Raw genomic sequence first — 24,157 nt, forward strand, 5'->3', positions numbered from 1 at the left:
CCCATGACCACCCACTTCGCCAACGCCCGCCTGATCTGCCCCGAAACCGGCACCGACGAACCCGGCAGCCTCACGGTCGCCGCCGGCCGCATCGTCGCGCGCGATGCCGCCCCGCCCGACGGCGCCGAGGTGATCGACTGCGGCGGCCGCTGCCTGGCGCCCGGGATCGTCGACTGGGGCGTCAAGATCGGCGAACCCGGCGAACGCCACCGCGAATCGTTCCGCTCGGCCGGCCTTGCCGCGGCTGCCGGCGGCGTCACCACCCTCATCGCGCGCCCCGATACCCTGCCCGCCATCGACACGCCCGAACTGCTGGAGTTCGTCACCCGCCGCGCCGCCGAGGCCGCCCCCGTGCGCATCCGCCACATGGCCGCGCTGACCAAGGGCCGCCAGGGCCGCGAGATGACCGAGATCGGCTTTCTCATGGATGCCGGCGCCGTCGCGTTTTCGGATGCCGACCACGTCACCACCGACACCAAGGTCCTGTCGCGCGCCCTGACCTATGCCCGCAGCCTCGGCGCGCTGGTGGTGGGCCACCCGCAGGAACCGGGCCTGTCGCGCGGCGCCGCCGCCACCTCGGGCAAGTTCGCCTCGCTCCGCGGCTTGCCCGGCGTGCCGCCCCTGGCCGAACGCATGGGCCTCGACCGCGACATCGCCCTGGTGGAAATGACCGGCGCCCGCTACCACGCCGACCAGATCACCTCGGCCCGCAGCCTGCCGGCCCTGGAACGCGCCAAGGCCAACGGCTTCGACGTGACCGCGGGCGTCTCCATCCACCACGTCACGCTGAACGAATACGACGTCGGCGATTACCGCACCTTCTTCAAGCTCACCCCGCCGTTGCGCTCCGAAGACGACCGCAACGCGGTGGTTCAGGCGCTGGCCTCGGGCCTGATCGACGTGCTCTGCTCCATGCACACCCCCGCCGACGAGGAATCCAAGCGCCTCCCGTTCGAGGAAGCCGCCCCCGGTGCCGTGGCGCTGGAAACCTTCCTGCCGGCGGCGCTGCGGCTTTACCACGCCGGCGCGATGGACCTGCCGGGCCTCTGGCGGGCCATGTCGCTCAATCCGGCCCGGCGCCTCGGCCTGCCGGGCGGCACCCTGGCGGCGGGCGCCCCGGCCGACCTGGTGCTGTTCGATCCCGACACGCCCTTCGTGCTCGACCGTTTCAAGCTGCGCTCGAAATCCAAGAACACGCCGTTCGACGGCGCCCGCCTGCAAGGCCGCGTGCTGGGCACCTGGGTCGGCGGCACGCGCGTTTTCCGACACGAGGGTTCCCATGCCTGACATCACCTCCTCCCTGCCGCTTCTGGCGGCGGCCGCCGTGTTCGGCTACCTGCTCGGCTCGGTGCCCTTCGGCATCGTCATGGCCCGACTGTTCGGTCTTGGCGATCTGCGCAAGATCGGCTCGGGCAACATCGGCGCCACCAACGTGCTGCGCACCGGCAACAAGCCGGCCGCCTTCCTTACCCTCGTGCTCGACGCCGGCAAGGGCGGCATCGCCGTGTTGCTGGCGCGCTGGCTGGCGGCCGAGGATGCGGCCCAGATCGCCGGTGCCGCGGCGTTCTTCGGCCACCTGTTCCCGATCTGGCTGGGGTTCAAGGGCGGCAAGGGCGTTGCGACCTGCCTCGGCACGCTGCTCGCGCTGTTCTGGCCGGTCGGGCTTGCCGCCTGCGCGCTCTGGCTCATGACCGCAGCCCTCACCCGCATCTCCTCGCTGTCGGCGCTGGTTGCCGCGGCACTGTCGCCCGTGGCCGCGGTCCTTCTGGGCCGCCCGGACCTTTCGGCGCTGACCATCCTGCTCGCCGCCCTCATCTTCGTGCGCCACGACGCCAACATCCGCCGCCTGCTGCGCGGCGAAGAACCAAGGATCAGCCGCAAGAAAGGCTGATCTTCACCTTGACCGAAATATCCTCGGGTGGGGTCCGGGGAGGGCAGACAGCCCTCCCCGGGGCCTCCGCCCCGCGCCATCAGCCAAAGGCCGCCTCCAGCGCCAGTTCCACCATCGCACCGAACCCGGTTTCCCGCTCGGCCGAGGTCATGGCCTCGCCGGTCAGGATGTGGTCCGACATCGTCAGCACCGCCAGCGCGCGCCGCCCGTGGCGCGCCGCCAGGGTGTAAAGCTCGGCCGCCTCCATTTCCACGCACAGGCAGCCGTGGCGCTGCAACTGCTCCCACAGATCCTTGCGTTCGTCATAGAACGTGTCCGAGGAATAGATCCCCCCCACATGCACCGCCGCCCCGCGCCGCAGCGCTGCGGCATGGGCCGCCGCCAGCAAGCCGAAATCCGCCATCGGGGCAAAGCTCAACTCGCGCAAGATGCTGCGCGACGGGCTGCCCAGCGTGCTGCACCCCTGCGCCAGCACGATGTCGCGCAGGCCGACATGCGGCTGCATCGCCCCGGCGCTGCCGATGCGGATCAGCGTCTGCGCGCCGTAATCGCGGATCAACTCGTTGGCATAGATCGAAACCGAGGGCATCCCCATGCCATGCGCCTGGATCGTCACCCGGTGCCCGCGCCAGGTGCCGGTATAGCCCAGCATCCCGCGCACCTCGTTCACGCATTCCGCGCCTTGCAGGAACGTCTGCGCCGCCCAGCGCGCCCGATAGGGGTCGCCCGGCATCAGCACGGTTTCCGCGATCTGGCCCGGACTTGCCCCGATATGAATGGTCATCGCACCTCTCCCTTCACGATTGGCGCAGGTTAGGCGGTTGGCCGGGCGCTGCAAGCCCCTGCCCCCTTGCAGCCGCCGCCCGACAAGGCCACCCTGCCACCGGCTCCGATCACAACAGGACAAGCGATTTGGACAGCTGGGATGAAGTGCGCACCGCATGGCAGGTCGCAAGGCTGGGCACGGTTTCCGGGGCGGCCGAGGTGCTGGGCGTTCACCACGCCACCGTGATTCGCCACATCGACGCGCTGGAACGCCGCCTCGGCGCAAAACTGTTCCAGCGCCATTCGCGCGGCTACACCCCGACCGAGGCCGGGCGCGACCTGCTCAAGGTCGCCGAAAGCGCCGCCGACCAGTTCGGCCAGCTGGCCGGGCGCATCCGCGGCCAGGGCTCGGACGTGGCCGGCGACCTCGTGGTCACCTCGATCACCGGCATGTCGCCGCTGCTGGTGCCGGTGCTGGCCGGCTTTCAGGCCCGCCATCCGCAGGTGACCGTGCGTTTCCTCACCGATTCGCGGCTGTTCCGGCTGGAATACGGCGAAGCGCATGTCGCCTTGCGCGCCGGCAGCGTGCCCGAAGACCCCGACAACGTCGTGCAACCCTTCGGCGTCATCCAGACCGCGCTTTACGCCTCGCGGGCCTATGCCGAATCGCAAGGGTTGCCCCAGGGCCCCGAAGGCTTTGCCCGCCACCGCTTCGTCGGCACCGAAGGCGACCATGCCCGCGCGCCCTTCAACCGCTGGCTGGCGCAACACGTGCCGCAAGACCTGATCGTGTTTCGCGCGACCGAGGCCGCGGCCCTGACGGCGGCCATCCGCAGCGGCGTCGGCATCGGCTTCGTCTCGTTGCACGAGGCGGCCACCTGCCCTGATCTGGTCCAGGCGATGCCCCCACAACCCGAATGGGAGGCGCCGCTGTGGCTCGTCACCCACGTGGACCTGCACCGCACCCCCAAGGTCCAGGCCTTCCTCGCGCATCTGAAGTCCGAGGCGAAGTCCTGGGTGGGGGCCGGCCCCTCGGCCGGGGTTGCGGCATGAAATCGCTGTCGCTGCCGGCGCAGGGTCACCTTGCGATGCTGGCCTTTTCGGCGCTGGTTGCCGGGTCGTTCTCGCTCGGGGCAAGGGTGGCCAACCAGATCGACCCCGCCGCGCTGACGCTGGTGCGCTTTGCGCTGGCGGTGGCGGGCATGGCGGCGGTGGCGCAGATCGGCCCCGGCTTTCGCCGCGCGCATCTGGCCGCGCCCTGGCGCTGGGGGCTGCTGGGCGGCATCTACGCCATCTACTTCGTGCTGATGTTCGAAGGGCTCAAGACCGCCTCGTCGGTCTCCACCGCGGCGGTTTTCACGCTTTCGCCGCTGCTCTCGGCCGGTTTCGGCTGGCTGCTGCTGCGCCAGGTCACCACGCCGCGCATGGCGCTGGCGCTGGCAGTGGGGGCCGCGGGGGCGCTCTGGGTCATCTTCCGCGCCGATCTGACCGCATTCCTGCGGTTCGAGGTCGGCCGGGGCGAGGCGATCTATTTCCTCGGATGCATCGTGCACGCCGCACTGCCGGCCGCGATGAAGCTGACCAACCGGGGCGAGCCGCAGCTGGTCGCCACCACGCTGCTGCTGGCGGGGGGGTTCGTCACGCTCTTGCCCTGGGGTCTCGGGCCGGCCCTGCACACCGACTGGTCGGCGCTTGGCCCGCTGGTCTGGGTCACCATCCTCTACGTCGCCTTCATTGCCTCGGGGGCCACGGCCTTTCTGCTGGCCTTCGCCAGCCAGCGGTTGCCGGGCGCCAAGGTCATGGCCTATACCTACCTGGTGCCCAGCTGGGTGATCGGCTGGGAACTGGCGCTGGGGGGCAACCCGCCGCCGGCGATGGTGCTGGGGGGCATCGGGCTGACGATCCTTGCCTTGCTGATGCTGCTCAAGGACGAAAGCATCAGGCCAGCGCCTGCGCAAAAAGCCCCGCCGGAGACAGGGTAAAGATCTCCACCCCGTCTTCGGTCACCCCGACCGAATGTTCGTATTGCGCCGAAAGCTTGCCGTCGCGGGTCACGGCCGTCCAGCCGTCGGACAGTTCCCGGGTTTCGGGACGGCCGAGGTTGACCATCGGTTCGATGGTAAAGAACATTCCCGGTTCCAGCACGGCGCCCGTGCCGGGGCGGCCATAGTGCAGCACGTTCGGCGGCGCATGGAACACCCGCCCCAGGCCGTGCCCGCAAAAGTCGCGCACGACGCTCATCCGCGCCAGCTCCACATAGGCCTGGATTGCCGCGCCGATGTCGCCGAAGGTGTTGCCCGGCTTGACCGCCGCGATGCCGCGCATCAGCCCGTCATGCGTCACCTGGATCAGCCGGCGGGCATAGGGCTTGGCCGTGCCGGCGACATACATCCGGCTGGTATCGCCGAACCAGCCGTCCAGAATCACCGTCACGTCGATGTTCAGGATGTCGCCGTCCAGCAGCACGTTGTCCTTGCGGCGCGGAATCTTGCCGCCGGGCACGCCGTGGCACACCACATCGTTCACCGAAATGCACGAGGCATGCTTGTAGGGGTCGCGTCCGGGCGGGGTATAGCCCACCGTCGCGCTGATCGCGCCTTTCGCCGTCACCCGTTCGGCGATGAAGGCATCCAGCTCGGCGGTCGTCACCCCGGGGCGCACCAGCGGCCCGACCTCGTCCAGGATTTCGGCGGCAATGCGCCCTGCGGCGCGCATGCCTGCGAAATCTGCCGGTTCGTAGATGCGGATGCCGTCTTTCGTCACCCGGCCGCGCGCCTCGTTCATCCGTCGGTCCTGTCCTGGTCGAATGGCCCTTGATAATCGGCTTTGCCGGGCTTGGCCAGACCCGGGCCGCGCCGATGCTGCTGCGCAGAAATACACGCATAGCGCGAATCGGTTGATTTATCTGCAATTCAGGGAAATGCTGTTCGGGATTTACACTGCCAACAGGCGCATCGTGAACCAATCCTTTTCTGCCTTGCCCGAAGGTCTGCGGCAAACCACCCCCGGTTCCGGCACCGGGTTGCTGAACTTCCGGTCGCTGGCCGGCTTGCCGGGCGATGGTGGCCGCCGCCTGCGTCCGGGCCGGCTGTTCCGGGCCGGCCACTCACCCGGCCTTGCGCCCGACACCGCCGAAACCCTGCGCCTGCTGGGCCTTGTTTCGGTCTGCGACCTGCGCAGCGCCGAGGAACAGGCGCGCGAGCCTTCGGCCCTTGTGGCGGCCGGCTTTGCCCCGGCCCTGCCCGCGCCCGAAGGCGACCCGACGCTGGCCTTGCGCGTGGTGGGCGATCCGGCCGCGCGGCCGCAGGATGTGCGCGCCGCGATGCTGTCGACCTATGCGGCCATGCCCGAAAGCTTTGCGCCGGCGCTCAGCGGGGTGTTTCAGGCCGCGCTGGCCTGCCGCGGCGGGCTGATGGTGCAATGCGCCATCGGCAAGGACCGCACCGGGGTCGCCGTCGCGCTGCTGCTGGCCGCCCTTGGGGTGCCGCGGGCGGCGATCCAGGCAGATTATGTCGCCTCGAACGCGGCGCGACCGGCGATCTTTGCCGCGCTGGCGGCGCGCAACGCCGACCGGAAGCCCCCGCCCGAACCGATGCTGGCGCCCTTGCTGGCGGCCGACCCGGGCTATCTGGGCGCGTTCTGGGACCGGCTCGACACCGACTGGGGCGGGCCGGAAGGCTACATGCTGGGTGCGCTCGGGCTGGGCGCCGACGCCATCGGCAGCTTGCGCGCGCGTTTGCTGGACTGATCGGTCAGGCCTTTGCCCCGCCGCCGCGCCGGGCGCCGGTCTGGTCGGGTTGCCAGACAAGGCGGGGGTGCGCCTTGTGGGCCGCCAGCCACTCCAGCGTCGCCGCAAACGGCATCGGCCGCCCGATGCCGAAGCCTTGCACATGCCCGCAGCCCAGTTGCGCCAGCGTGGCAAGCTCCGGGCCGGTTTCCACGCCTTCGGCAAGTGTATCCAGATCCAGTCGCTCGGCCATCGAAAGGATGGCCGCGATCATGCGCTGCTGGTCGCGGTCCTGGTCCACGCGGGTCACGAACGAACGGTCGATCTTCAGTCGGTGCACGGCAAAGCGCCGGATGTTGGTGATCGAGGTGTGGCCGGTGCCGAAGTCGTCGAGGTCGATCCGGCATCCCAGCCGGGCCAGCGCGGTGATGTTGCGCTCGATCACGGCGTGGTCGTCGGTGGCCATCACGGTTTCCAGCACCTCGACCGACAACCGCTCGGGCGAAAGGTCGAAGCGGTCGAGCTCCCACTTCAGCTTGTCGGCCAGCCGAGGGTTGCGCAGCTCGTCGCTGCTGAAGTTGACGCCGACGGTCGGCACCCGGAACCCGGCCTTGTCCCAGCGGGTCAGCGCCACCAGCGCGTTCGACAGCATCACCTCGGACAACCGTTCGGAAAGCCCGGCCTCGGCGATGTGCGGCAGGAACTCGGCCGGCGCCACCAGCCCGCGCGACGGGTGGTTCCACCGCGCCAGCGCTTCGAACCCGGTCACCTCGCCGGTGTCGGCGGAAACCTGGGGCTGGAACCAGGCGCAGATCTGGCCGGTGTCCAGCGCCAGTTCCAGCGCGGCGCGGCGGGCATCGCGGTCGGCCCGCTTGCGCGCCATGTCGGGGGCAAAGGCGCGCAAGCCACCGGGGCCTTGGCGCAATGCCTCGTCCGCCGCGATCTGCGCGGCATCGAGCAGCGCGGCGCCGCCCTGACCCGCGGCCGGCACGCCCAGGCTGACACCGGCGGAACAGGTGACGAAGTAGCGGGCGCCGCCCGCCGTCACGGGTTCGGCGACCGTGGCCTGCAGGCGAGCGGCCAGTTGCGTGATGCGGGCGAGGTCGAGCCGCAAGGTCGGCGCCAGTGCCACCGCAAACCCGCCGCCTTCCAGCCGCAACAGACGGTCGCCGGGCCGCAGGTGAGCAACCAGACGGTCGCCGATGCCGCGGATCACCTCGGTCTGCACGGCGCGGCCGTGGCGATCCAGCAGGGTGGCGGCGTTGTCGAACTGCAGCACGATGCAGCCTGTGCCGGTTTCGTCGCCGTCGACCCGCGCCAGCGCATGGTCGAGATCGGCCAGAAACTGCCGGCGTGCGCCCGGGTCGGCGGGGCCGGCGGCACGATCCGGCAGGCGGCGCAGGCAGGCGGCAGCGAGGGAGAGCAGCGATACCCCCAGCACGGCGGCGACCAGCGCCCGTTCGCCCCAGACCCAGTAGGCCGCAAGACAAAGCAGCGGCCCCGCCAGCAGCAGCTGCGGCGCAACGGCCTGCGCCAGCAGGGGCAGGCGTCGGGCAAGGGCAAGCGGGGCATGCAGCATCGGAACCTGTCCTGTCGGCACCGGCACACCCGGCACGGGAAAGGTTAGGCGAGCCTGCTGACCGATTCCTTAATCCGCGCTGCGCAAATCGGGAACATTTTCATCAACCGCGCCGCGACGGGGGGCCAGCGTCAGCCCGGCGAAGTCGAACAACGACGGGTCCGGCAGGTGCGAGGGGCGCACGTTGAGCAGGGCCTTGAACATCACGTTGCGCCGGCCGGGGGTGCGGCGTTCCCATTCGTCGAGCAGCGCCTTGACCTGGGCGCGCTGCAGCCCCTCCTGGCTGCCGCAGAGGTCGCACGGGATGATGGGATAGCCCATCGCGCGGGCAAAACGGTCGCAGTCGGCCTCGGCCACCAGGGCCAGCGGGCGCGCCACGAACAGGTCGCCTTCCTCGTTCAGCAGGCGGGGCGGCATGGTGGCCAGACGGCCGCCGTGAAACAGGTTCATGAAGAAGGTTTCGAGGATGTCGTCCCGGTGATGGCCCAGCACCACGGTCGAGCAGCCTTCCTCGCGGGCGATGCGATAGAGGTTGCCGCGGCGCAGGCGGGAACAGAGGCTGCACATCGTGCCGCCCGGCTTGATCCTGGAGGTGACCACCGAATAGGTGTCCTGATATTCGATCCGGTGCGGCACGCCCATGCGGGTCAGGAACTCGGGCAGCACGGTGGCGGGAAAGCCGGGCTGGCCCTGATCGAGGTTGCAGGCCAGCAGGTCCACCGGCAGCAGGCCGCGCCACTTCAACTCGGTCAGCACGGCCAGCAGGGTGTAGCTGTCTTTCCCGCCCGAAAGGCAGACCAGCCAGCGGTCGCCGGGGCGGATCATGCCCCATGTTTCCACCGCCTCGCGCACCTGCTGGACCAGCCGCTTGCGCAGCTTGCGGAACTCGGTCGTCCTGGGGGCGCCGTGGAACAGGGGGTGGATGTCTTCGGCTTCGTCCAGCATGGGGGGCCCTCGGGGCGGCAGGGGGGCGGATTGGCGGCGGGGATCGGGGGCGGGTATGCCAGAAACCGGCGCCGCTGGCCAGCCCCGGCCCGTGTCCCTGCGAGGGACACCCGACCACGCCAGCAATTTCAAGCACTTGCGATTCCATTTTAACGAATCGTCAACACTTTGCCCGGCCGGGCAGCCGGTGCCGTTTCAAAGCCGGCCGGACAGGGTGTTGATGCAGAAGGCCAGCACCATCAGGTTGAACACGAAGCCGAACAGCCCGTGCAGCGTGGCCGCCCGGCGCAGGCGGCGCGAGGTGATGACGAGGTCGGCGGTTTGCGCCGTCATGCCGATGACGAAGGAAAAATAGACGAAATCGGCAAAGACCGGCGGTTCGGGCCCCGGAAAGGCGATGCCGCCCTGATCCTGGCCTTCGAACTGGTCGTAGTAGACATGGGCGTAGTGAAAGGCCAGCACGGTGTTGGCAAACAGCCAGGCCAGCAGCAGCGTGCCCAGATCGGCCAGCACCAGCAGCGCCGAAGGGGCCGCCCGCGCCGCCGACACCCGCCAGAGCGCCAGCACGATGGCCGCCAGCACCAGCACCATCACCAGAAGCAGCAGCACCCGCCCGCCATCGTCGCGCAGCGACCGGGCCCGGGCACGGTCGGCCCGATCGGCCACCCAGAGCGGCAGCGAGGCCACCAGAAACGCCGCCGCCGCCAGGTCGAACCCGAGGATCGCGGCCGATTCGGGCGCCAGCCACGGCCAGCCCGCCGCGGCGCCGAGGGCGAACAGCGCAAGAAACCCGAGAAAGCGCGGATGCGGCAGGCGAATCATCGGGCCTCTGGAACTGCTTTTCGTTCAGGCTGCGGTGCGGGCGCGCCGCAGGCAAGGGCCGCGGGCGGCTCAGTGCGCGCCGAAGCCGTGCGCCACGATCACATCCCAGGCCTCGGGCGTCAGCAGAAAGGCCAGAAAGGCGCGGGCCACCGGGTCGGCCAGGCCGGGGCGGAGCAGCACGGCATCGCGCGGGCCGGCCGCCACCGGGTCGGTGGCATAGGTCATCAGCGTGTCGGCGGCCGCGAGGCCGGTTTCGGCCAGTTGCGCGGGCAGGTCGGCATCGGCGGCCAGAAGCACAGCGGCCGGCAGGGTGGCCAGCGCCGCCGGCGGCGCCACGGCCAGCACCACATCGGCGTGGCCGGTGCGGTCGGCGAACAGCCCCAGCAGCGCCCGGGCCACCGGGGCAAAGCCCGGATCCACCGCCACCACGGTGGAGGCCTGCGCCGGGCCGGCCAGCGCCAGCCCCAGCGCAAGGATGCCTTCGCGCAAACCTGCCATGCCTGTTCCCCGAGTCGTTCCGGCGCCGGCTTGCCCCAGCGGCGGCTTTGGGTCAAGACAGGCGCAGACCCCCGGAGGATCGGGACATGCGCATCACCACCATCGGCTTCGATGCCGACGACACGCTTTGGCACAACGAAAGCTTCTTTCGCCTGACCCAGGCGCGGTTTCTGGACCTGCTGGCCGACCATGCCGCCCCCGACCACCTGGAAGACCGGCTGCTGGCGGCCGAGCGGCGCAACTTGGGCCATTACGGTTACGGGGTAAAGGGATTCACGCTGTCGATGATCGAAACCGCGATCGAGGTGACCGAAGGCCGGGTGCCGGCGGCGGTGATCGCCGAGATCGTGGCTGCGGGGCGCGAGTTGCTGGCGCATCCGCTGGACCTGCTGCCCCATGCGCGCGAGGCGGTGGAGGCGCTGTCGGCCAGCCACCGGCTGGTGCTGATTACCAAGGGCGACCTGCTGCACCAGGAACGCAAGCTGGCGCAATCGGGCCTGGGCGCGTGGTTTCACGGCGTGGAGATCGTATCGGAAAAGACGCCCGAAACCTATGCCCGCGCCTTTGGCCGCCACGGCAACGGCGCCGACCGCGCGCTGATGGTGGGCAATTCGATGAAATCCGACGTGCTGCCCGCGATTGCCGCCGGCGGCTGGGGCGTGCATGTGCCGCACGGGCTGGAGTGGGAGCTGGAGCGCGCCGAGCCACCGGCCGGCCACCCGCGGTTCCGCGCCTTGCCCGACCTGGGGCAGTTGCCCGGACTGGTCGCCGATCTGGGCTGATTGCGGCAAGATTGTGGCAGCCCTGCGGCGCCGGCGTGGCGGCGGCGCAGGGGTTGTGGCCCGCGCGCCCAAAGCCACAAGACCTGCGGTGCGCCTGTGGATGGATTTTCCTGAAACGCATTGATCTTTGAGGGTTTTCCCGTTGAAAGCCTTGTGTTAGCCTGACGGTGTCATCCGGCGAAAAGACCGGGGTCGAGGCAGAAACAAGGACAAGAACCGTGATCGGGTCAGGGACAATGCGCCCGGGCGGCAGTGCCCGCAGGCTTGCGCTTTCGGCTTTGTGCATGGCGTTGCTTTTGCTGGCCCCGGTGCTGGCCAAGGCGGCCCCTTTTGCCGGAATCGTGATGGATGCGCGCACCGGCAAGGTGCTGTGGGAACACAACGCGGATACCCGGTTGCACCCGGCCTCGTTGACCAAGATGCTGACGCTTTACATCGCCTTCGACGCGGTGAAGCGCGGCGAGGTGTCGCTGGACGACATGGTGACGGTTTCGGCCAAGGCGGCGTCCGAGCCGCCGTCGCGGCTGGGGCTGCGCAAGGGGCAGCGCATCAGCCTGCGCCATCTGATCCGGGCGGCGGCGATCAAGTCGGCCAACGATGCGGCCACGGCGATCGGCGAACACCTGAGCGGGTCCGAGGCGGCCTTTGCCCAGCGGATGAACCGCACCGCCAAGGCGCTGGGGATGACGCGGTCGACCTTTCGCAACGCGCATGGGCTGACGGCCGAGGGGCACCTTTCCACCGCGCGCGACATGACGCTGCTGGGGCGGCGGCTGTTCTACGATTTCCCGGAATATTACGGGCTGTTTTCCCGGCTGACCGAAGATGCCGGCGTGGCCAAGGTGGCCAATACCAACCGCCGCTTCCTGGAAAGCTATCGCGGCGCGGATGGCATCAAGACGGGTTACACCAACCCGGCGGGGTTCAACCTGACCGCCTCGGCCGAGCGGGGCAACAAGCGGCTGGTGGCCACGGTGTTCGGCGGCACCTCGACCGCGCAGCGCAACGCGCGGATGACCGAGATCCTGGACATCGGTTTCGGCAATGCGCCGGCCAGCGTGCGGCTGGCCCCGCCGCCGCCCGTGGCGCTGGACGAGGTGGCGCAGGCCCCGCAGGCGGCGACGCCGGGCGGTGCGGGCAAGACGATCAGGCTGGTGACGGCGCGGGAAACCAGCCCGCGGCCGATGCGCCGGCCCGACCTGGCCGCACCGCCGCCCGAAGCGGTGGCGCAGGTGACCTCGGGCGTGGCCGATGTGCTGGCGGCGCTGCAGGCGCCCGAAGCGGCGCCGGTTGCGCCGGCCCCTGCCGCACCGGCCGCGGTGGCCGCGGTGGCCCCGCCGCCGCCCCGGCCCGAGTCGGCCGCGGCGCTGCCCGCCCCGGCGGCACCTGCGGCACCCGAACCGGCCCCGGCCGAGGCGGTCGCGCCGGCGCCGGTGCCGTTCCAGGTGGTCGATGCGGCCGGCCAGACGCTGGCCGAACCGGGCGACCCGATGCCCGATGCGCTGGCCGAAGCCGACCTGCCCGACGACCTGCCGGTGCCGGTGGCCGACGATGCCGACGCGCTGCCGGGCACGGTGCGCGCCTCGGCGGCGCTGGTGGTGCCGGCGCTGGTGCAGGTGCAGCCGCACGAGACGCGCCGCCCGCGCGCCCGTCCGGGCGAGATCGTGATGACCGTGGCCAGCGCCGCCGCCCCCCCCGCCGCCAACACCGACGCCCGGCCGCAGCGGGTGGAACGCACCGCCGCCCTGGCCACCGAGGAAGCCACTGCGACGGGGGAGGTGGTGTCGCGGGTGTCCACCTCGGGCGGGCGGCACTGGGCGGTGACGCTGGGCAGGTTTTCCAGCCGCGGCACGGCGGAGCGGGCGCTGTTGCAGACCGCCTTGTCGGAAACCCGGGCGCTGGAAGGCGCCTTGCGCAAGGTCGTGCAGCGCGGCAGCGCCTGGGAGGCAACCTTTGCCGGGCTGACGCAGGACCAGGCCGACCTGGCCTGCCGCCGCCTGCAGGCGCGGGCGATCGGATGCTTTACCCTCGGGCCGTGACGGCCGCCAAACGCGAAAGGGCGTGATGCCATGCCGTATGTCCTCGATCCGCCGCCGGTGGTGGCCTTGCCCGTGCAGGGCAGCGATGCGCGCTTTCCGGTGCGCCGCATCTTTTGCGTCGGGCGCAACTACGAGGAACACGCCCGCGAAATGGGCGCCGACACGCGCGAACCGCCCTTTTTCTTCACCAAGCCAGCCGATGCGCTGGTGACGGGCAATGCCGCGATTCCCTTTCCCCCCGCGACGCACGACCTGCACCACGAGGCCGAGCTGGTGGTGGCGCTGGGCGCGGGCGGCAGCGACATCGCGCCCGAGGACGCGCGGGCGCTGGTCTGGGGCTATGCGCCGGGCAACGACCTGACGCGGCGCGACCTGCAGGCCGCGGCCAAGGCGGCGCGGCGCCCCTGGGACATGGGCAAGGCCTTCGACCACTCGGCGCCTTGCGGGGCGCTGGTGCCGGTGGCGGCCTGCGGGCACCCGGCGCGGGCGCGCATCACCTGCACGGTGGACGGCAAGGTGACGCAGGATGCCGACATCGCCGACATGATCTGGGACGTGCCGCACATCATCGCGCATCTGTCGCGGCTGGTGCGGCTGGCGCCGGGCGACCTGATCTTTACCGGCACGCCGGCGGGCGTGGGGCCGGTGGCGCGCGGCCAGACCGTGCGGGTGGAAATTGCGGGCCTGGGCGCGGTGGAAACCCGCATCGGCTGAGGCGGGTGCCGGCGCCGACACCGGCGCCCGGGCCAGGTTGGGCCGCGACCGGCCATTGCCGAATCGACCGGGCTGCGGCCACTGTGGGTGCGGATGCCCCGAAGCGAGGAGCCGATGCGCGCGACGATTGCCGTGATGCTTGCCCTGGGCCTGGGCCTGGCCGCAGCGCCCGCCTTGCGCGCCGCCGAGGTGACGAGCACGCCGCTGGCCACCGGCACGCTGGTGCGGGTGACGGGCGAGTTTCACAAGGACGATGCCCGCAAGCTGAAGCGCGCGCTGCTGGAGGCCGAGGGCAGCGTGACGGTGCTGTTCGACAGCCCCGGCGGCAGCCTGATTGCCGGGCTGGAAATGGGCCGGGCGTTGCGCACCATCGGCGCCACCACGGCGGTGGCGGACGGGGCCACCTGCGCCTCGGCCTGCGGGCTGGCCTGGCTGGGCGGCGAACGGCGCATGATGGGCGAACGCGCCCGGGTGGGCTTTCATGCCGCCTATTACGTCGATGACAGCGGCCGCAAGCTGGAAACCGGGCAAGGCAACGCGCTGATCGGCGCCTACCTGAATCAGCTGGGCCTGTCGGACCGGGCGGTGTTATACATCACCGGGGCGGCGCCGGCCGACATGGCCTGGCTGAACCCCGACGATGCCGAGGATGTGGGCATTGCCGTGCGCCGGATGGCGGCGGCCGCGCCCCAGCCGCAACGCCAACCCGCCCCCCCGCCGCAGCCCGCGCCGCAGACCGCCCCGCCTGTGCCCCCTGTCCGGCCACCGGCGACTGACCCCGCCAGCGGGCCGGGGGCCGAGCCTGCCGGCGACGGATGGCAGGTGGTGCACCATGCCCCGGCCGGCTACATGAACGTGCGCGCCGGGCCGGGCACGCAGCATCCGGTGCTGTTCACCCTGTTGCCGTCGCAGCCGGTCAGGGTGACGGGTTGCCGGCAGGCCGACCCCGGCGGCGGCACCGGGCGGTGGTGCCTGATCCTGGCCGGAAGCAGCGGTTCGGGCTGGATTTCGCGGGTGGGGCTGGAGCCGTTGGGCACCACGCAGGTGCCCGAGATGCTGCCCGGCAGCTGGCAGGTGATTCACAACGCGCAGGTCGGCTACATGAATGTGCGCGCGGGCGCCGGGGTGAACCACCCGGTGCGGTTCACCGTGAATGCCGGGGTGCCGGTGGCGGTGATGAATTGCCGCCTGGGCGACCAGACCGGCGGCGGGGTGTGGTGCCGCATCCTGTCGGACGGGCGCGAAGGCTGGGTGTTGCGCAGCGGGCTGGAGCCCGAAGGCACCGGCGCCGCGTCGGGCGCGGCCCCGAGGTTCTTTCGGCCCTGAGCGGGCCGGGGCGCGGTCAGTCCATGCGGATGGCGGCCTTGTCGATGGCCAGCATGTAGCCCTTGCGGGCGATGGTCTTGATGAGCAGTTCGCTGACCAGCTGGTTGCCCAGCGCGTCGCGCAGCCGCTTGATGCGGGTGGCGCCGGCGGCCTCCTCGCAATCGGCGGGGTTGCGGCCGGAGATCATCGCCTCGATCTGGCTGCCGTTCAGCACCTCGTCGTCCATCCGCGCCTCGGCCAGCACGGCGAGGGTTTCGATGGCGGCCGCGGTCAGCGGGAACTCCATGCTGTTGAGCGTGACGGTGTTTTCTGCCCGGCTGATCGTCAGCGAAGCCACCTGGATGCCGGCCTGGCGCATTTCGCGGATGCGGCGGTTCAGCGCCATGATGGTGACAAGGAACACCAGCGCCGCCACCAGCAGCGCGGCCGAAAACACCAGCAGCACGAAGATGACCATGCGGTAGCTGACCAGCACCTCGGAAAAGGCGGTGCCGGACTGGGCGAGGATTTCGAGCAGCTTGATTTCGGTGGCGCCGCGCAGCTGGTCGTTCTCGATGAACAGTCGCTCGATGCGGGCGTTGAAGGCGTTGGCATCGGGCAGGTTCAGGAACAGGAACACCGCCGCCGCCAGCAGGATGACGACAACGGCGCCCACGCCGAGCGTGACGGTGCGCGACCCGCGGCGCAGCGCCTCAGTAGCGGAGGAAATGGGCGCCGGCATTGGCCTTCCTTCCCTCCAGTCCTTCGGGGCCGAACACCGACACGATGTTCAAGAGCGTCCAGCCCTGGGCGGCAAGGCGGCGGGCGGCCTCGGCCTGGGCGGCGGCGGGGGTGCAGGCGGTGTCGGGCAGTTCGATCACGCCATAGGCAAGGCGCAGGGGGTTGTCCTGCTTGGCCTTGTAATCGGCGTAGCAGGCCGCCTGTGCCGGCAGGGCCAGCAAGGCGAGCGTGGCGGCAAGGGCCAGGATGCGGGGCATGGGGGGCCTCTCTTGACAGCGGGTCACCGGGGTGCGGTTCGCGCCGAGGATGGGGCGGGCGGCGGCGATATGCAATGACCGGGCCGGGGGCAGGCGTGTTATCGGATGACAAGCGGGGCCGCAGGGGGCGGTTATCGCCTGACGGGGCGGTGTTTTTGCCTGACGGGGCAGGCCGGGGCAGGTTGGCGGCATGGCTGGCGGGACCGCCCCGCCGCTGCGACCAAGGAAGGGAAACCCATGTTCAACCTGTCGCCTGCCGCCCGCAAGATCACCGCCGCCCTGGGCGCGGCTGCCCTGGCGCTGGGGGCGATGACCGCCACCGCGCTGCCCGCCCGCGCCAATGGCGACGATCTGGCACGGGTGCTGATCGGCACCGCGGCCATCGTGGCCATCGGCTCGGCCCTGAACAACGCCAACCGGGGGTATGGCCCCGACGTGTCGCGCGAACGGCCCTGGGAGCCGGCGCATGGCTGGCACCACGACCGGCGCGGCGGCTGGCACCAGCCGCAGCCCCGGCCGCGCTGGACCCCGCCCCCGCCGCCGCCGCCGCAGACCTGCGCGGTCTGGATCAACGGGCAGCGCTATGTGCGGTCGAGCCGCGATTGCCGGGGCGGGCCGGAATACCGCCCGCCGCACCCGCACGACCCGCGTTACGGCTGGCAGGCGCCCTATCATCCGTCGCGCTGAACGGGTGCCGGGGCGCACGCGCCCGGGGGGCATTGCCCCGGGCGCGGAAAACCGGCATCACGGCTCGCATGACCAGACCCGTGCCCGACTTTTCCCGCGAAGCCCGCGCGCAGGCGCAGGGTCTGGCTTGCGTGGCCGGGGTGGACGAGGTCGGCCGCGGGCCCTTGTGCGGGCCGGTGACGGCGGCGGCGGTGGTGCTGGACCCGGCCCGCATTCCGCCGGGGCTGGCCGACAGCAAGGCCCTGGGCCCTGCCCGCCGCGCCGCGCTGGCCGCGGCGATACACGCCGCCGCCACGGTCAGCATCGCCCATGCCAGCGTCGAGGAGATCGACCGGCTGAACATCCTGAACGCCAGCCACCTGGCCATGCGCCGCGCGCTGGAGGGGCTGCCGCGCCGCCCGGATTTCGCGCTGATCGACGGCAACCGCCTGCCGCGCGACCTGTGCTGCCCGGCCGAAGCGGTGGTCAAGGGCGATGCGCAGGTGCTGTCGATCGCGGCGGCCTCGATCGTGGCCAAGGTGGCGCGCGATGCGATCATGGTGGATCTGGCGCAACAGTTCCCCGGCTATGGCTGGGAACGCAACGCCGGTTACCCCACAAGGGACCACCTGCAGGCGCTTCTAGATTTGGGGGTGACCCCTTGGCATAGGCGTTCCTTCGCGCCCGTCCACAAGATATTGTATCAAGAATTTTCTGTAACCCCTTGATTCAAAAAGAGTTTGACGGCGATTCGCGTTTGAATCAGACTCTGGCCCACAACAGCGCGGAATAGCGCGGGACAGAGGCAGAACATGGCTGTGAAAACCAGGATACCGGAGGCGCCGACGCTTCCGCTGAACCAGATATTGCCGGGCGATTGCATCGAGGTGATGCGATCCTTGCCCGAAGCGTCGATCGACCTGATCTTTGCCGACCCCCCTTACAACCTGCAACTGAAAGGCGAGCTGCACCGCCCCGACAACAGCCGCGTCGATGCAGTGGACGACCATTGGGACCAGTTTTCCAGCTTTGCCGCCTACGACCGCTTTACCCGCGACTGGCTGGCGGCGGCGCGAAGGCTGCTGAAGCCCAATGGCGCGATCTGGGTGATCGGCAGCTATCACAACATCTTTCGCGTCGGCGCGGCCTTGCAGGATGCGGGCTACTGGATTCTGAACGATGTGGTCTGGCGCAAGTCGAACCCGATGCCCAATTTCCGCGGCAAGCGGCTGACCAATGCGCACGAGACGCTGATCTGGGCCTCGAAATCGGAAGCGGCGAAATACACCTTCAACTACGATGCCTTGAAGGCGCTGAACGAAGGGGTGCAGATGCGGTCGGACTGGGTGCTGCCGATCTGCACCGGGCACGAGCGGCTGAAGGACGCGCAGGGCGACAAGGCCCACCCGACGCAGAAGCCCGAAGGCTTGCTGCACCGGGTGCTGGTGGGCACGACCAACCCCGGCGATGTGGTGCTGGACCCGTTTTTCGGCACCGGCACCACCGGCGCGGTGGCCAAGATGCTGGGCCGCCAGTTCATCGGGATCGAGCGCGAGGAGGCCTATCGCACCGCCGCGGCCGAGCGGATCGCGCGGGTGCGGGCCTATGATGCCTCGGCGCTGGAAACCACCGGGTCGAAGCGGGCCGAACCGCGGGTGCCCTTCGGGCAGCTGGTGGAGCGCGGGTTGCTGCGGCCCGGCGAGATGCTGGTATCCCCGCGCGGCAAGGCCGCCAAGGTGCGCGCCGACGGCACGCTGGCCGGCGACAGCCTGACCGGATCCATCCATCAGGTGGGGGCGCATTACGAAGGTGCGCCGAGCTGCAACGGCTGGACCTACTGGCATTTCCGCCGCGATGGCCAGATGGTGCCCATCGACCTGTTGCGCCAGCAGATCCGCGCCGAGCTGGGTGCGGGCTGAGGCGCCGCCGAAACGGCTTCCGCCGGTGCCCGGGCTTCAGCCGCCACGGGCACACTTGCCGCGCCTTGACCGGGCGCGGCCTTTTTGCCTTGGCCAAAACCGGCAGTATAGGTCGGATCTGCACGGATGACCGCAGATGACGGGTGTAATGTCGCGCCAGCCGTGCCGGCGGAGCGGGGGCCAGCCCCCGCACCCCCGGGATATTTGGGCAAGGTGAAAGAGGCGGGGGGCAGCATGGACGGCGAGGTCGATTACATCATCGTGGGGTCCGGCTCGGCCGGGTCGGTGCTGGCCGACCGGCTGTCGGCAGATGGCAGGGCGAAGGTGGTGGTGCTGGAGGCCGGGGGAAGCGACCGGCGGTTCTATGTGACCCTGCCCTCGGGCTATGGCAAGCTGTTCTACGACCCGGCGGTGAACTGGTGTTACCGGACCGAGCCGGACCCGGGGCTGGCCGGGCAATCGGACTACTGGCCGCGCGGCAAGGTGGTGGGGGGGTCGTCGTCGATCAACGCAATGGTGTGGATCCGCGGGCATCGCAGCGATTACGACGACTGGCAGGCGGCGGCGGGCCCGGCCTGGGGCTGGGAGGCGGCGCTGGCGGGCTACCGGGAGCTGGAGGACAACGAAGCGGGGGGCGATGCCTGGCGCGGCACCGGCGGGCCGCTGTTCATTTCCGCCAACCGCGAGCAGCACCCACTGGTGCAGCCCTTTGTCGCGGCCTGTGCGGCGGCGGGCATTCCGTTCAACCCCGATTTCAACGGGGCCGAGCAGGAAGGCGCGGGCAGCTATCAGCTGACGATCAAGGGGGGGCGGCGCAATTCGGCGGCGCGGGCGTTCCTGCGGCCGGCGCTGAAGCGGGGGAATGTGGCGTTGCACACCGGCGCCCATGTGACGCGGGTGCTGTTCGAGGGGCGCCGCGCGGTGGGGGTGGAATACCGGCAAGCCGGCGCGTTCAAGGTGCTGAAGGCGCGCGAGGTGATTCTGGCGGGGGGGGCGATCAACACGCCGCAACTGCTGATGCTGTCGGGGGTGGGGCCGGCGGCGGCCTTGCAGGCGATGGGGATTGCGGTGGTGCTGGACCAGCCCAATGTGGGGGCGAACCTGAACGACCATCAGGGCATCAACTACACCTGGCGGATGACGGTGCCGACGCTGAACGACGTGCTGCGCCCCTGGTGGGGCAAGGTGCTGGTCGGAGCGAAGTGGCTGTTGCAGGGCAAGGGGCCCTTGGCGGTGTCGATCAACCACGGGGGCGGGTTCTTTCGCACCGCGCCCGACCTGCCGCGGCCGAACATGCAGCTCTACATGCAGGCGTTTTCCACGCTGATCCCGCGCGAGGGGGAGCGCCCCGTGCTGTCGCCCGACCCGTTTTCGGGCATGTCGCTGGGCCTGTCGAACTGCCGGCCGACCAGCCGGGGGCGGGTGGAGCTGGCCAGCCCCGACCCGTTCGCGTCGCCGCGGATCATCGCCAACGCCTTTTCGACCGAGCAGGACGTGGCCGAGATGCTGGCGGCGGTGAAGATGCTGCGCACCATTGCCGCGCAGCCCCCGCTGGCCCGGCTGATCGCCGAGGAGTTGCGCCCGGGGCCTGCCGTGCAGACCGACGAAGACCTGATCGCCGATTTCCGCGCCCGGTCGGGCACGGTGTTCCACCCCTCCTGCACGGCCCGGATGGGGACGGACCCGGCGACCTCGGTCGTGGACCCGGCCTTGCGGGTGCACGGGCTGGATGGCTTGCGCGTGTGCGATGCCGCGGCCTTTCCCACGCTGATCGGCGGCAACACCAATGCGCCGGCGATCCTGATGGGCTGGATCGGCGGGCGGATCATCCGCGGGAACCGGGCCGCCTAGCCGCGCGCCAGCACCAGCCGGGCGCAGAGGCCCTGGGGGCGCGGCTCGAACTCCAGCGCACCGCCGTGCTGGGCGGCGATGGTGGTGACGATGGTCAGCCCGAGGCCGACGCCGGGTGCCAGCCCGGCATTGGCACCGCGGGTGAAGGGATCGGTCAGGCGGGCCAGATCCTCGGGTGTCAGGGCATGGCCTTCGTCCTGCACCTCGATCACCGCCCGGTCCGAGGTGGCCAGCACCCGGACGGTGGCGCGGCGCCCGTATTTCAGCGCGTTGTCGATGAGGTTGGACAAGGCGCGCTGCAAGGCCATCGGGCGGCCGCGGATCAGCACCCGGCGCGCCGCCTCGACGGGCACGCGCGAGGGCCCGCCGGCGCCGAACAGGCCGGGGCGGGTTTCGAGCTGCGGCGGGGCGGGGGGCTCGAAGGCCACGGGGCGGCCCATGTCCTGCCAGTCGGCCACCACCGATTCGACCAGCGCGGTCAAGGACAGCTCGCGCACCGGCTCGGCGCCGATCTCGGCGCGGGTATAGGTCAGCACCTGTTCGATCATCCCGGTCATGGCGCCGATGTCGGCCTCGAACCGGGCGCGCAAGGAGTCGTCGCCGATCAGCGCGGTGCGCAGGCGCAGCCTGGTGGCCGGCGTGCCCAGATCGTGGCTGACGCCGGAAAGCACCAGGGCGCGGGTTTCGAGGCGCGCGCGTTCCTCGGCCAGATAGTCGTTGACGGCAGCGACCAGCCCGCGCAACTCGTCCGGGCCTTCCAGCGGAAAGGCACCGCTGCCCGGGCGGCGCGCGGCGAGGGTGGCGGCAAAGCCGGAGAAGGCCGCCGACACCTCGACCACCTGGCTGAGCAGCACCGCCAGCACCAGCGCCAGCCCCAGCGCCGCCCACACGCGCAGGTCGCGCGGTTGCGCGGCACAAGACCAGACGGCCGGCGCCTCGACCCGCACCCAGGGCCCGGGCCCGGCGCGTACGAACACCTGCGGTTCGCTGCAATAGCCGGCCAGCAGGCGGGCCACATTGCCGAAGGCGGCTTCGGGCCCCTCGGCGCCGGCGACATCGGCCACGGGATAGGCCAGATCGGGCGAATGCACCCGCACCAGCACCGCCGCGCGGCCCGGCCCGCCCCCCGGCACGGGGTCGAGCAGCGAAACCTGGGTGACGAACACGCCGGCCGCGGCCTCGGGCACGCCGCCGGGGCGGTTGGCCGGGTCATCGGGGGGCAAGGGGTGCAGGCTGATGCCATCGGGCGGCGCCTGCCCCCGCACCACCGCCCCGTGCAGGCGAAAGCCGGCCAGCCAGGCGGCATCCAGATGCGCGCGCCAGGCGGCCCGGCTCCAGGCCCAGGCGGCCACCGCCAGCCCGGCGGCCAGCGCCGCCCCCACCACCCAGACCACGCCTTGCGTGCGCAGGCGCATCAGCCCTCCACCGTCACCGGCACGGCCAGCACATAGCCCACCCCGCGCGCGGTGCGGATCAGGGCCGGGGCCTTGGGATCTTCCTCGATCTTGGCGCGCAGCCGCCCCACCAGCACGTCGATGGCGCGCCCGTCGGCCACCTCGGCGCCGCCTTCGCCGGTCACGTCCAGCCCCTCGGCAATCTCCTCGCGCGTCAGCGGGATTTCCGGGTTGGCCAGGAACACCTGCAACAGCAGCCCCTCGCGCGCCGACAGCGCCACCTGATAGCCCCCCGGCGCCCGCACCTCGCCCGAGCGCCCGTCATAGACCCAGCCGGCAAAGCGCCACACCGCACGGCGCCGCCGATAGGCCAGCGACGCCGCCCGCCGCGTGCGCCGCAGCACCGCGCGCACCCGCTCCACCAGCAGGTCGGGGTTGAAGGGCTTGGCCACATAATCGTCCGCGCCCGCCCGGTAGCCTTCCATCCGCTGATGATCGGCCGACAGGGCGGACACCATGACGATGGGCACCTCCTGCTCGGCCCGCAACCGGCGACAGATCTCCACCCCGCTTTCGTCGCCCAGCATCACATCCAGCAGGATCAGGTCCACCCGGCCCGCGCCCATCTGCGCCGCAACCTCGGCACCGGTCGCCGCCCCGACGGCGGCAAACCCGTTGCGCTGCATCCAGGCCACCATCATGCCCCGCATCTCGGGATCGTCGTCCACCACCAACACCCGCGGTATCGCCATGCCGCCTGCACCCTCCCCGACCCAGCCCCCATTTTCTGTCCGAAAATATCCCGGGGGTCCGGGGGCAGCGCCCCCGGCCCTGCCCTTAGCACAGGCGCGCCGCCCAAGGTAACAGCCTGTAACAGACCGCCCCGGAATCGCGCGCCCGCGCCCGCCATGCCTGTTGCCCGATGCCCCCTGCCTGCCGCTAGAATGCGCCAGTCAGGCGGACCGCACCGCCGACCCTTGGGAGGATACCATGCGTCTGAAATCCGTTCTCGCGGCCGGTGTGGCCGCGCTTGCCTTTGCACCGCTTGCTCATGCCGAACCGCAGGCCGAAGTCATGCACTGGTGGACCAGCGGCGGCGAGGCGAAATCCGTCGCCGTGCTGCAGCAGGAATTCGCCGGCCGCGGCGGCAAGTGGACCGACATGCCGGTGGCCGGCGGCGGCGGCGATGCCGCGATGACCGCGCTGCGCGCCCGCGTGCTGGCCGGCAACGCCCCCACCGCGGTGCAGCTGAAAGGCCCCGCCATCCAGGAATGGTTCGAGGAAGGCGTTCTGGCCGACATCTCGGCCGTGGCCGATGCGCAAGGCTGGGCCAAGGTGCTGCCCGCCTCGATCGCAAACCACATGAAATGCGGCGACATCTGGTGCGCCGCGCCGGTGAACGTGCACCGCGTGGACTGGATCTGGGCCAACAAGGCGCTGCTGGACAAGCACGGCATCGCCATGCCGACCACCTGGGACGAGTTCAACGCCGCCGCCGACAAGCTGAAGGCCGCGGGCGTCACCCCGCTGGCGCATGGCGGGCAGGCCTGGCAGGATGCCACCGTGTTCGAAACCGTGGTGCTTGGCCTGGGCGGCCCGGCCTTCTACCACAAGGCGCTGGTCGAGCTGGACAAGGACGCGCTGACCTCGGACACGATGGTCAAGGTCTTCGACCAGATGCGCAAGCTGCGCGGCTATGTCGATGCCAACTTCTCGGGCCGCGACTGGAACCTGGCCACGGCGATGGTGATGAACGGCGAGGCCGCCTTCCAGATCATGGGCGACTGGGCCAAGGGCGAATTCCTGGCCGCCGGCAAGAAGCCGGGCGAGGATTTCCTCTGCGCCTCGACCCCCGGCGACGGCTACCTTTACAACGTGGACAGCTTTGCCATGTTCAAGGTGGCGGGCGACGACAAGGTGGCGGGCCAGAACCTGCTGGCCGAACTGATCGTCGGGCCGAACTTCCAGAAGGTGTTCAACATGAACAAGGGGTCGATCCCGGCGCGCACCGATGTGGCGCTGGACGACTTCGACATGTGCGCCAAGCTGTCGGCCGCCGACATGAACGCCTCGTCCGCCGGCGGGTCGCTGTTGCCCAGCTATGCGCATGGCATGGCGCTGCGCGGGGCGCAGGCGGGGGCCGTCACCGATGTGGTGACGGCGCATTTCAACTCGGACATGTCCTCGGCGGAGGCCGTCAGGATGCTGGCCGACGCGGTCGCCAACTCGATGTGATCCGCTCCGGCCCGGGCTGGTCCTCGG

General features: G+C 70.7%; 24 protein-coding genes. 14 read left to right on the top strand and 10 right to left on the bottom strand.

Annotated features, from left to right (window positions below):
* Positions 1–3 precede the first annotated feature (3 nt).
* Positions 4–1,287 (top strand): dihydroorotase, encoded by a 1,284-nt coding sequence (pyrC, locus tag ACK4S2_RS07370; RefSeq protein WP_409622289.1) that lies wholly within the window; start codon positions 4–6, stop codon positions 1,285–1,287.
* Positions 1,280–1,891 (top strand): glycerol-3-phosphate 1-O-acyltransferase PlsY, encoded by a 612-nt coding sequence (gene plsY, locus ACK4S2_RS07375; RefSeq protein ID WP_409622292.1) that lies wholly within the window; start codon positions 1,280–1,282, stop codon positions 1,889–1,891. The genes pyrC and plsY overlap by 8 nt, the downstream gene beginning before the upstream one ends.
* A gap of 79 nt (positions 1,892–1,970) precedes the next feature.
* On the opposite strand, the gene deoD is transcribed toward plsY, so the two are convergent.
* Positions 1,971–2,675, bottom strand: coding sequence for a purine-nucleoside phosphorylase (gene deoD, locus ACK4S2_RS07380; RefSeq protein WP_409622295.1), 705 nt, complete (start codon positions 2,673–2,675; stop codon positions 1,971–1,973).
* 128 nt (positions 2,676–2,803) lie between these two features.
* On the opposite strand from deoD, the gene ACK4S2_RS07385 reads away from it, so the two are divergent.
* Together ACK4S2_RS07385 and ACK4S2_RS07390 are read left to right on the top strand one after the other, a co-directional pair.
* Entirely contained in the window at positions 2,804–3,709 is a 906-nt protein-coding gene (locus tag ACK4S2_RS07385) for a LysR family transcriptional regulator (RefSeq protein ID WP_409622298.1), read from the top strand.
* Complete coding sequence (locus ACK4S2_RS07390; RefSeq protein WP_409622301.1) at positions 3,706–4,638, top strand: DMT family transporter; 933 nt, start codon at positions 3,706–3,708, stop codon at positions 4,636–4,638. The genes ACK4S2_RS07385 and ACK4S2_RS07390 overlap by 4 nt, the downstream gene beginning before the upstream one ends.
* Here ACK4S2_RS07390 and map read toward each other — a convergent pair.
* Complete coding sequence (map, locus tag ACK4S2_RS07395; RefSeq protein ID WP_409622304.1) at positions 4,595–5,440, bottom strand: type I methionyl aminopeptidase; 846 nt, start codon at positions 5,438–5,440, stop codon at positions 4,595–4,597. The two genes, ACK4S2_RS07390 and map, sit on opposite strands and share 44 nt — an antisense overlap.
* 172 nt (positions 5,441–5,612) lie before the next feature.
* Here map and ACK4S2_RS07400 point away from each other — a divergent pair, with 172 nt between their 5' ends.
* Positions 5,613–6,404: a tyrosine-protein phosphatase gene (locus ACK4S2_RS07400; RefSeq protein ID WP_409622307.1), complete on the top strand. Its 792-nt coding sequence runs from the start codon at positions 5,613–5,615 to the stop codon at positions 6,402–6,404.
* A gap of 4 nt (positions 6,405–6,408) precedes the next feature.
* Here the strand turns inward: ACK4S2_RS07400 and ACK4S2_RS07405 are convergent, their stop codons facing one another.
* From ACK4S2_RS07405 to ACK4S2_RS07420, 4 genes are all read right to left on the bottom strand, one after another.
* A complete protein-coding gene (locus tag ACK4S2_RS07405; protein WP_409622310.1) occupies positions 6,409–7,962 on the bottom strand; it encodes a putative bifunctional diguanylate cyclase/phosphodiesterase in 1,554 nt (517 codons plus the stop codon).
* Between the two features lie 69 nt (positions 7,963–8,031).
* Positions 8,032–8,907, bottom strand: a complete 876-nt coding sequence (gene ttcA / locus ACK4S2_RS07410) for a tRNA 2-thiocytidine(32) synthetase TtcA (protein ID WP_409622313.1) — start codon at positions 8,905–8,907, stop codon at positions 8,032–8,034.
* A 195-nt stretch (positions 8,908–9,102) separates the two neighbouring features.
* The gene (locus tag ACK4S2_RS07415; RefSeq protein ID WP_409622316.1) at positions 9,103–9,729 is read right to left on the bottom strand and encodes a DUF1345 domain-containing protein; all 627 of its coding nucleotides are present in this window, start codon (positions 9,727–9,729) and stop codon (positions 9,103–9,105) included.
* 69 nt (positions 9,730–9,798) lie between these two features.
* Complete coding sequence (locus ACK4S2_RS07420; protein WP_409622319.1) at positions 9,799–10,227, bottom strand: hypothetical protein; 429 nt, start codon at positions 10,225–10,227, stop codon at positions 9,799–9,801.
* Between the two features lie 86 nt (positions 10,228–10,313).
* Between ACK4S2_RS07420 and ACK4S2_RS07425 the strand changes: the two genes are divergently transcribed.
* The 4 genes from ACK4S2_RS07425 (at position 10,314) to ACK4S2_RS07440 (ending at position 15,088) form a co-directional block, all read left to right on the top strand.
* Positions 10,314–11,009 (top strand): HAD family hydrolase, encoded by a 696-nt coding sequence (locus ACK4S2_RS07425; protein ID WP_409622322.1) that lies wholly within the window; start codon positions 10,314–10,316, stop codon positions 11,007–11,009.
* A gap of 284 nt (positions 11,010–11,293) precedes the next feature.
* Complete coding sequence (locus ACK4S2_RS07430; RefSeq protein ID WP_409622325.1) at positions 11,294–13,048, top strand: D-alanyl-D-alanine carboxypeptidase family protein; 1,755 nt, start codon at positions 11,294–11,296, stop codon at positions 13,046–13,048.
* Positions 13,049–13,078: 30 nt separating this feature from the next.
* Complete coding sequence (locus tag ACK4S2_RS07435) at positions 13,079–13,762, top strand: fumarylacetoacetate hydrolase family protein (protein WP_409622328.1); 684 nt, start codon at positions 13,079–13,081, stop codon at positions 13,760–13,762.
* Between the two features lie 114 nt (positions 13,763–13,876).
* The gene (locus ACK4S2_RS07440) at positions 13,877–15,088 is read left to right on the top strand and encodes an SH3 domain-containing protein (protein WP_409622331.1); all 1,212 of its coding nucleotides are present in this window, start codon (positions 13,877–13,879) and stop codon (positions 15,086–15,088) included.
* Between the two features lie 16 nt (positions 15,089–15,104).
* Here ACK4S2_RS07440 and ACK4S2_RS07445 read toward each other — a convergent pair whose 3' ends face one another.
* The gene (locus tag ACK4S2_RS07445; protein ID WP_409622334.1) at positions 15,105–15,809 is read right to left on the bottom strand and encodes a transcriptional regulator; all 705 of its coding nucleotides are present in this window, start codon (positions 15,807–15,809) and stop codon (positions 15,105–15,107) included.
* Positions 15,781–16,065, bottom strand: a complete 285-nt coding sequence (locus ACK4S2_RS07450; protein WP_409622336.1) for a hypothetical protein — start codon at positions 16,063–16,065, stop codon at positions 15,781–15,783. The genes ACK4S2_RS07445 and ACK4S2_RS07450 overlap by 29 nt, the downstream gene beginning before the upstream one ends.
* Before the next feature lie 237 nt (positions 16,066–16,302).
* Here ACK4S2_RS07450 and ACK4S2_RS07455 point away from each other — a divergent pair, with 237 nt between their 5' ends.
* From ACK4S2_RS07455 to ACK4S2_RS07470, 4 genes are all read left to right on the top strand, one after another.
* Positions 16,303–16,752 carry a hypothetical protein gene (locus ACK4S2_RS07455; RefSeq protein WP_409622339.1) on the top strand — a complete coding sequence of 150 codons (450 nt, stop codon included), beginning with the start codon at positions 16,303–16,305 and terminating at the stop codon, positions 16,750–16,752.
* Positions 16,753–16,820: 68 nt separating this feature from the next.
* A complete protein-coding gene (locus ACK4S2_RS07460; protein ID WP_409622342.1) occupies positions 16,821–17,459 on the top strand; it encodes a ribonuclease HII in 639 nt (212 codons plus the stop codon).
* 84 nt (positions 17,460–17,543) lie between these two features.
* The gene (locus ACK4S2_RS07465) at positions 17,544–18,650 is read left to right on the top strand and encodes a site-specific DNA-methyltransferase (RefSeq protein WP_409622345.1); all 1,107 of its coding nucleotides are present in this window, start codon (positions 17,544–17,546) and stop codon (positions 18,648–18,650) included.
* 234 nt (positions 18,651–18,884) lie between these two features.
* A complete protein-coding gene (locus ACK4S2_RS07470) occupies positions 18,885–20,501 on the top strand; it encodes a GMC family oxidoreductase (protein WP_409622347.1) in 1,617 nt (538 codons plus the stop codon).
* On the opposite strand, the gene ACK4S2_RS07475 is transcribed toward ACK4S2_RS07470, so the two are convergent.
* Both ACK4S2_RS07475 and ACK4S2_RS07480 read right to left on the bottom strand, forming a co-directional pair.
* Positions 20,498–21,916, bottom strand: coding sequence for a sensor histidine kinase (locus ACK4S2_RS07475; RefSeq protein WP_409622350.1), 1,419 nt, complete (start codon positions 21,914–21,916; stop codon positions 20,498–20,500). The two genes, ACK4S2_RS07470 and ACK4S2_RS07475, sit on opposite strands and share 4 nt — an antisense overlap.
* Entirely contained in the window at positions 21,916–22,647 is a 732-nt protein-coding gene (locus ACK4S2_RS07480; RefSeq protein ID WP_409622352.1) for a response regulator transcription factor, read from the bottom strand. The genes ACK4S2_RS07475 and ACK4S2_RS07480 overlap by 1 nt, the downstream gene beginning before the upstream one ends.
* A gap of 238 nt (positions 22,648–22,885) precedes the next feature.
* Here ACK4S2_RS07480 and ACK4S2_RS07485 point away from each other — a divergent pair, with 238 nt between their 5' ends.
* Entirely contained in the window at positions 22,886–24,130 is a 1,245-nt protein-coding gene (locus ACK4S2_RS07485) for an ABC transporter substrate-binding protein (RefSeq protein ID WP_409622355.1), read from the top strand.
* Positions 24,131–24,157 lie beyond the last annotated feature (27 nt).

Origin of the sequence: Gemmobacter sp. (assembly GCF_046292685.1) — a bacterium.
Lineage (GTDB): Bacteria > Pseudomonadota > Alphaproteobacteria > Rhodobacterales > Rhodobacteraceae > Wagnerdoeblera.

What these genes read in the sequence shown, in the direction of transcription:
- ACK4S2_RS07460 (WP_409622342.1), top strand. Translation starts at nt 16,821, where the DNA reads ATGACCAGACCCGTGCCCGACTTTTCCCGCGAAGCCCGCGCGCAGGCG.
- ACK4S2_RS07405 (WP_409622310.1), bottom strand. Translation starts at nt 7,962, where the DNA reads ATGCTGCATGCCCCGCTTGCCCTTGCCCGACGCCTGCCCCTGCTGGCG.
- ACK4S2_RS07440 (WP_409622331.1), top strand. Translation starts at nt 13,877, where the DNA reads ATGCGCGCGACGATTGCCGTGATGCTTGCCCTGGGCCTGGGCCTGGCC.
- ACK4S2_RS07415 (WP_409622316.1), bottom strand. Translation starts at nt 9,729, where the DNA reads ATGATTCGCCTGCCGCATCCGCGCTTTCTCGGGTTTCTTGCGCTGTTC.
- ttcA (WP_409622313.1), bottom strand. Translation starts at nt 8,907, where the DNA reads ATGCTGGACGAAGCCGAAGACATCCACCCCCTGTTCCACGGCGCCCCC.
- ACK4S2_RS07480 (WP_409622352.1), bottom strand. Translation starts at nt 22,647, where the DNA reads ATGGCGATACCGCGGGTGTTGGTGGTGGACGACGATCCCGAGATGCGG.
- ACK4S2_RS07420 (WP_409622319.1), bottom strand. Translation starts at nt 10,227, where the DNA reads ATGGCAGGTTTGCGCGAAGGCATCCTTGCGCTGGGGCTGGCGCTGGCC.
- ACK4S2_RS07485 (WP_409622355.1), top strand. Translation starts at nt 22,886, where the DNA reads ATGCGTCTGAAATCCGTTCTCGCGGCCGGTGTGGCCGCGCTTGCCTTT.
- ACK4S2_RS07450 (WP_409622336.1), bottom strand. Translation starts at nt 16,065, where the DNA reads ATGCCCCGCATCCTGGCCCTTGCCGCCACGCTCGCCTTGCTGGCCCTG.
- ACK4S2_RS07390 (WP_409622301.1), top strand. Translation starts at nt 3,706, where the DNA reads ATGAAATCGCTGTCGCTGCCGGCGCAGGGTCACCTTGCGATGCTGGCC.
- ACK4S2_RS07475 (WP_409622350.1), bottom strand. Translation starts at nt 21,916, where the DNA reads ATGCGCCTGCGCACGCAAGGCGTGGTCTGGGTGGTGGGGGCGGCGCTG.
- ACK4S2_RS07455 (WP_409622339.1), top strand. Translation starts at nt 16,303, where the DNA reads ATGTTCAACCTGTCGCCTGCCGCCCGCAAGATCACCGCCGCCCTGGGC.
- ACK4S2_RS07430 (WP_409622325.1), top strand. Translation starts at nt 11,294, where the DNA reads ATGGCGTTGCTTTTGCTGGCCCCGGTGCTGGCCAAGGCGGCCCCTTTT.
- ACK4S2_RS07470 (WP_409622347.1), top strand. Translation starts at nt 18,885, where the DNA reads ATGGACGGCGAGGTCGATTACATCATCGTGGGGTCCGGCTCGGCCGGG.
- pyrC (WP_409622289.1), top strand. Translation starts at nt 4, where the DNA reads ATGACCACCCACTTCGCCAACGCCCGCCTGATCTGCCCCGAAACCGGC.
- ACK4S2_RS07435 (WP_409622328.1), top strand. Translation starts at nt 13,079, where the DNA reads ATGCCGTATGTCCTCGATCCGCCGCCGGTGGTGGCCTTGCCCGTGCAG.
- plsY (WP_409622292.1), top strand. Translation starts at nt 1,280, where the DNA reads ATGCCTGACATCACCTCCTCCCTGCCGCTTCTGGCGGCGGCCGCCGTG.
- ACK4S2_RS07465 (WP_409622345.1), top strand. Translation starts at nt 17,544, where the DNA reads ATGGCTGTGAAAACCAGGATACCGGAGGCGCCGACGCTTCCGCTGAAC.
- deoD (WP_409622295.1), bottom strand. Translation starts at nt 2,675, where the DNA reads ATGACCATTCATATCGGGGCAAGTCCGGGCCAGATCGCGGAAACCGTG.
- map (WP_409622304.1), bottom strand. Translation starts at nt 5,440, where the DNA reads ATGAACGAGGCGCGCGGCCGGGTGACGAAAGACGGCATCCGCATCTAC.
- ACK4S2_RS07445 (WP_409622334.1), bottom strand. Translation starts at nt 15,809, where the DNA reads ATGCCGGCGCCCATTTCCTCCGCTACTGAGGCGCTGCGCCGCGGGTCG.
- ACK4S2_RS07425 (WP_409622322.1), top strand. Translation starts at nt 10,314, where the DNA reads ATGCGCATCACCACCATCGGCTTCGATGCCGACGACACGCTTTGGCAC.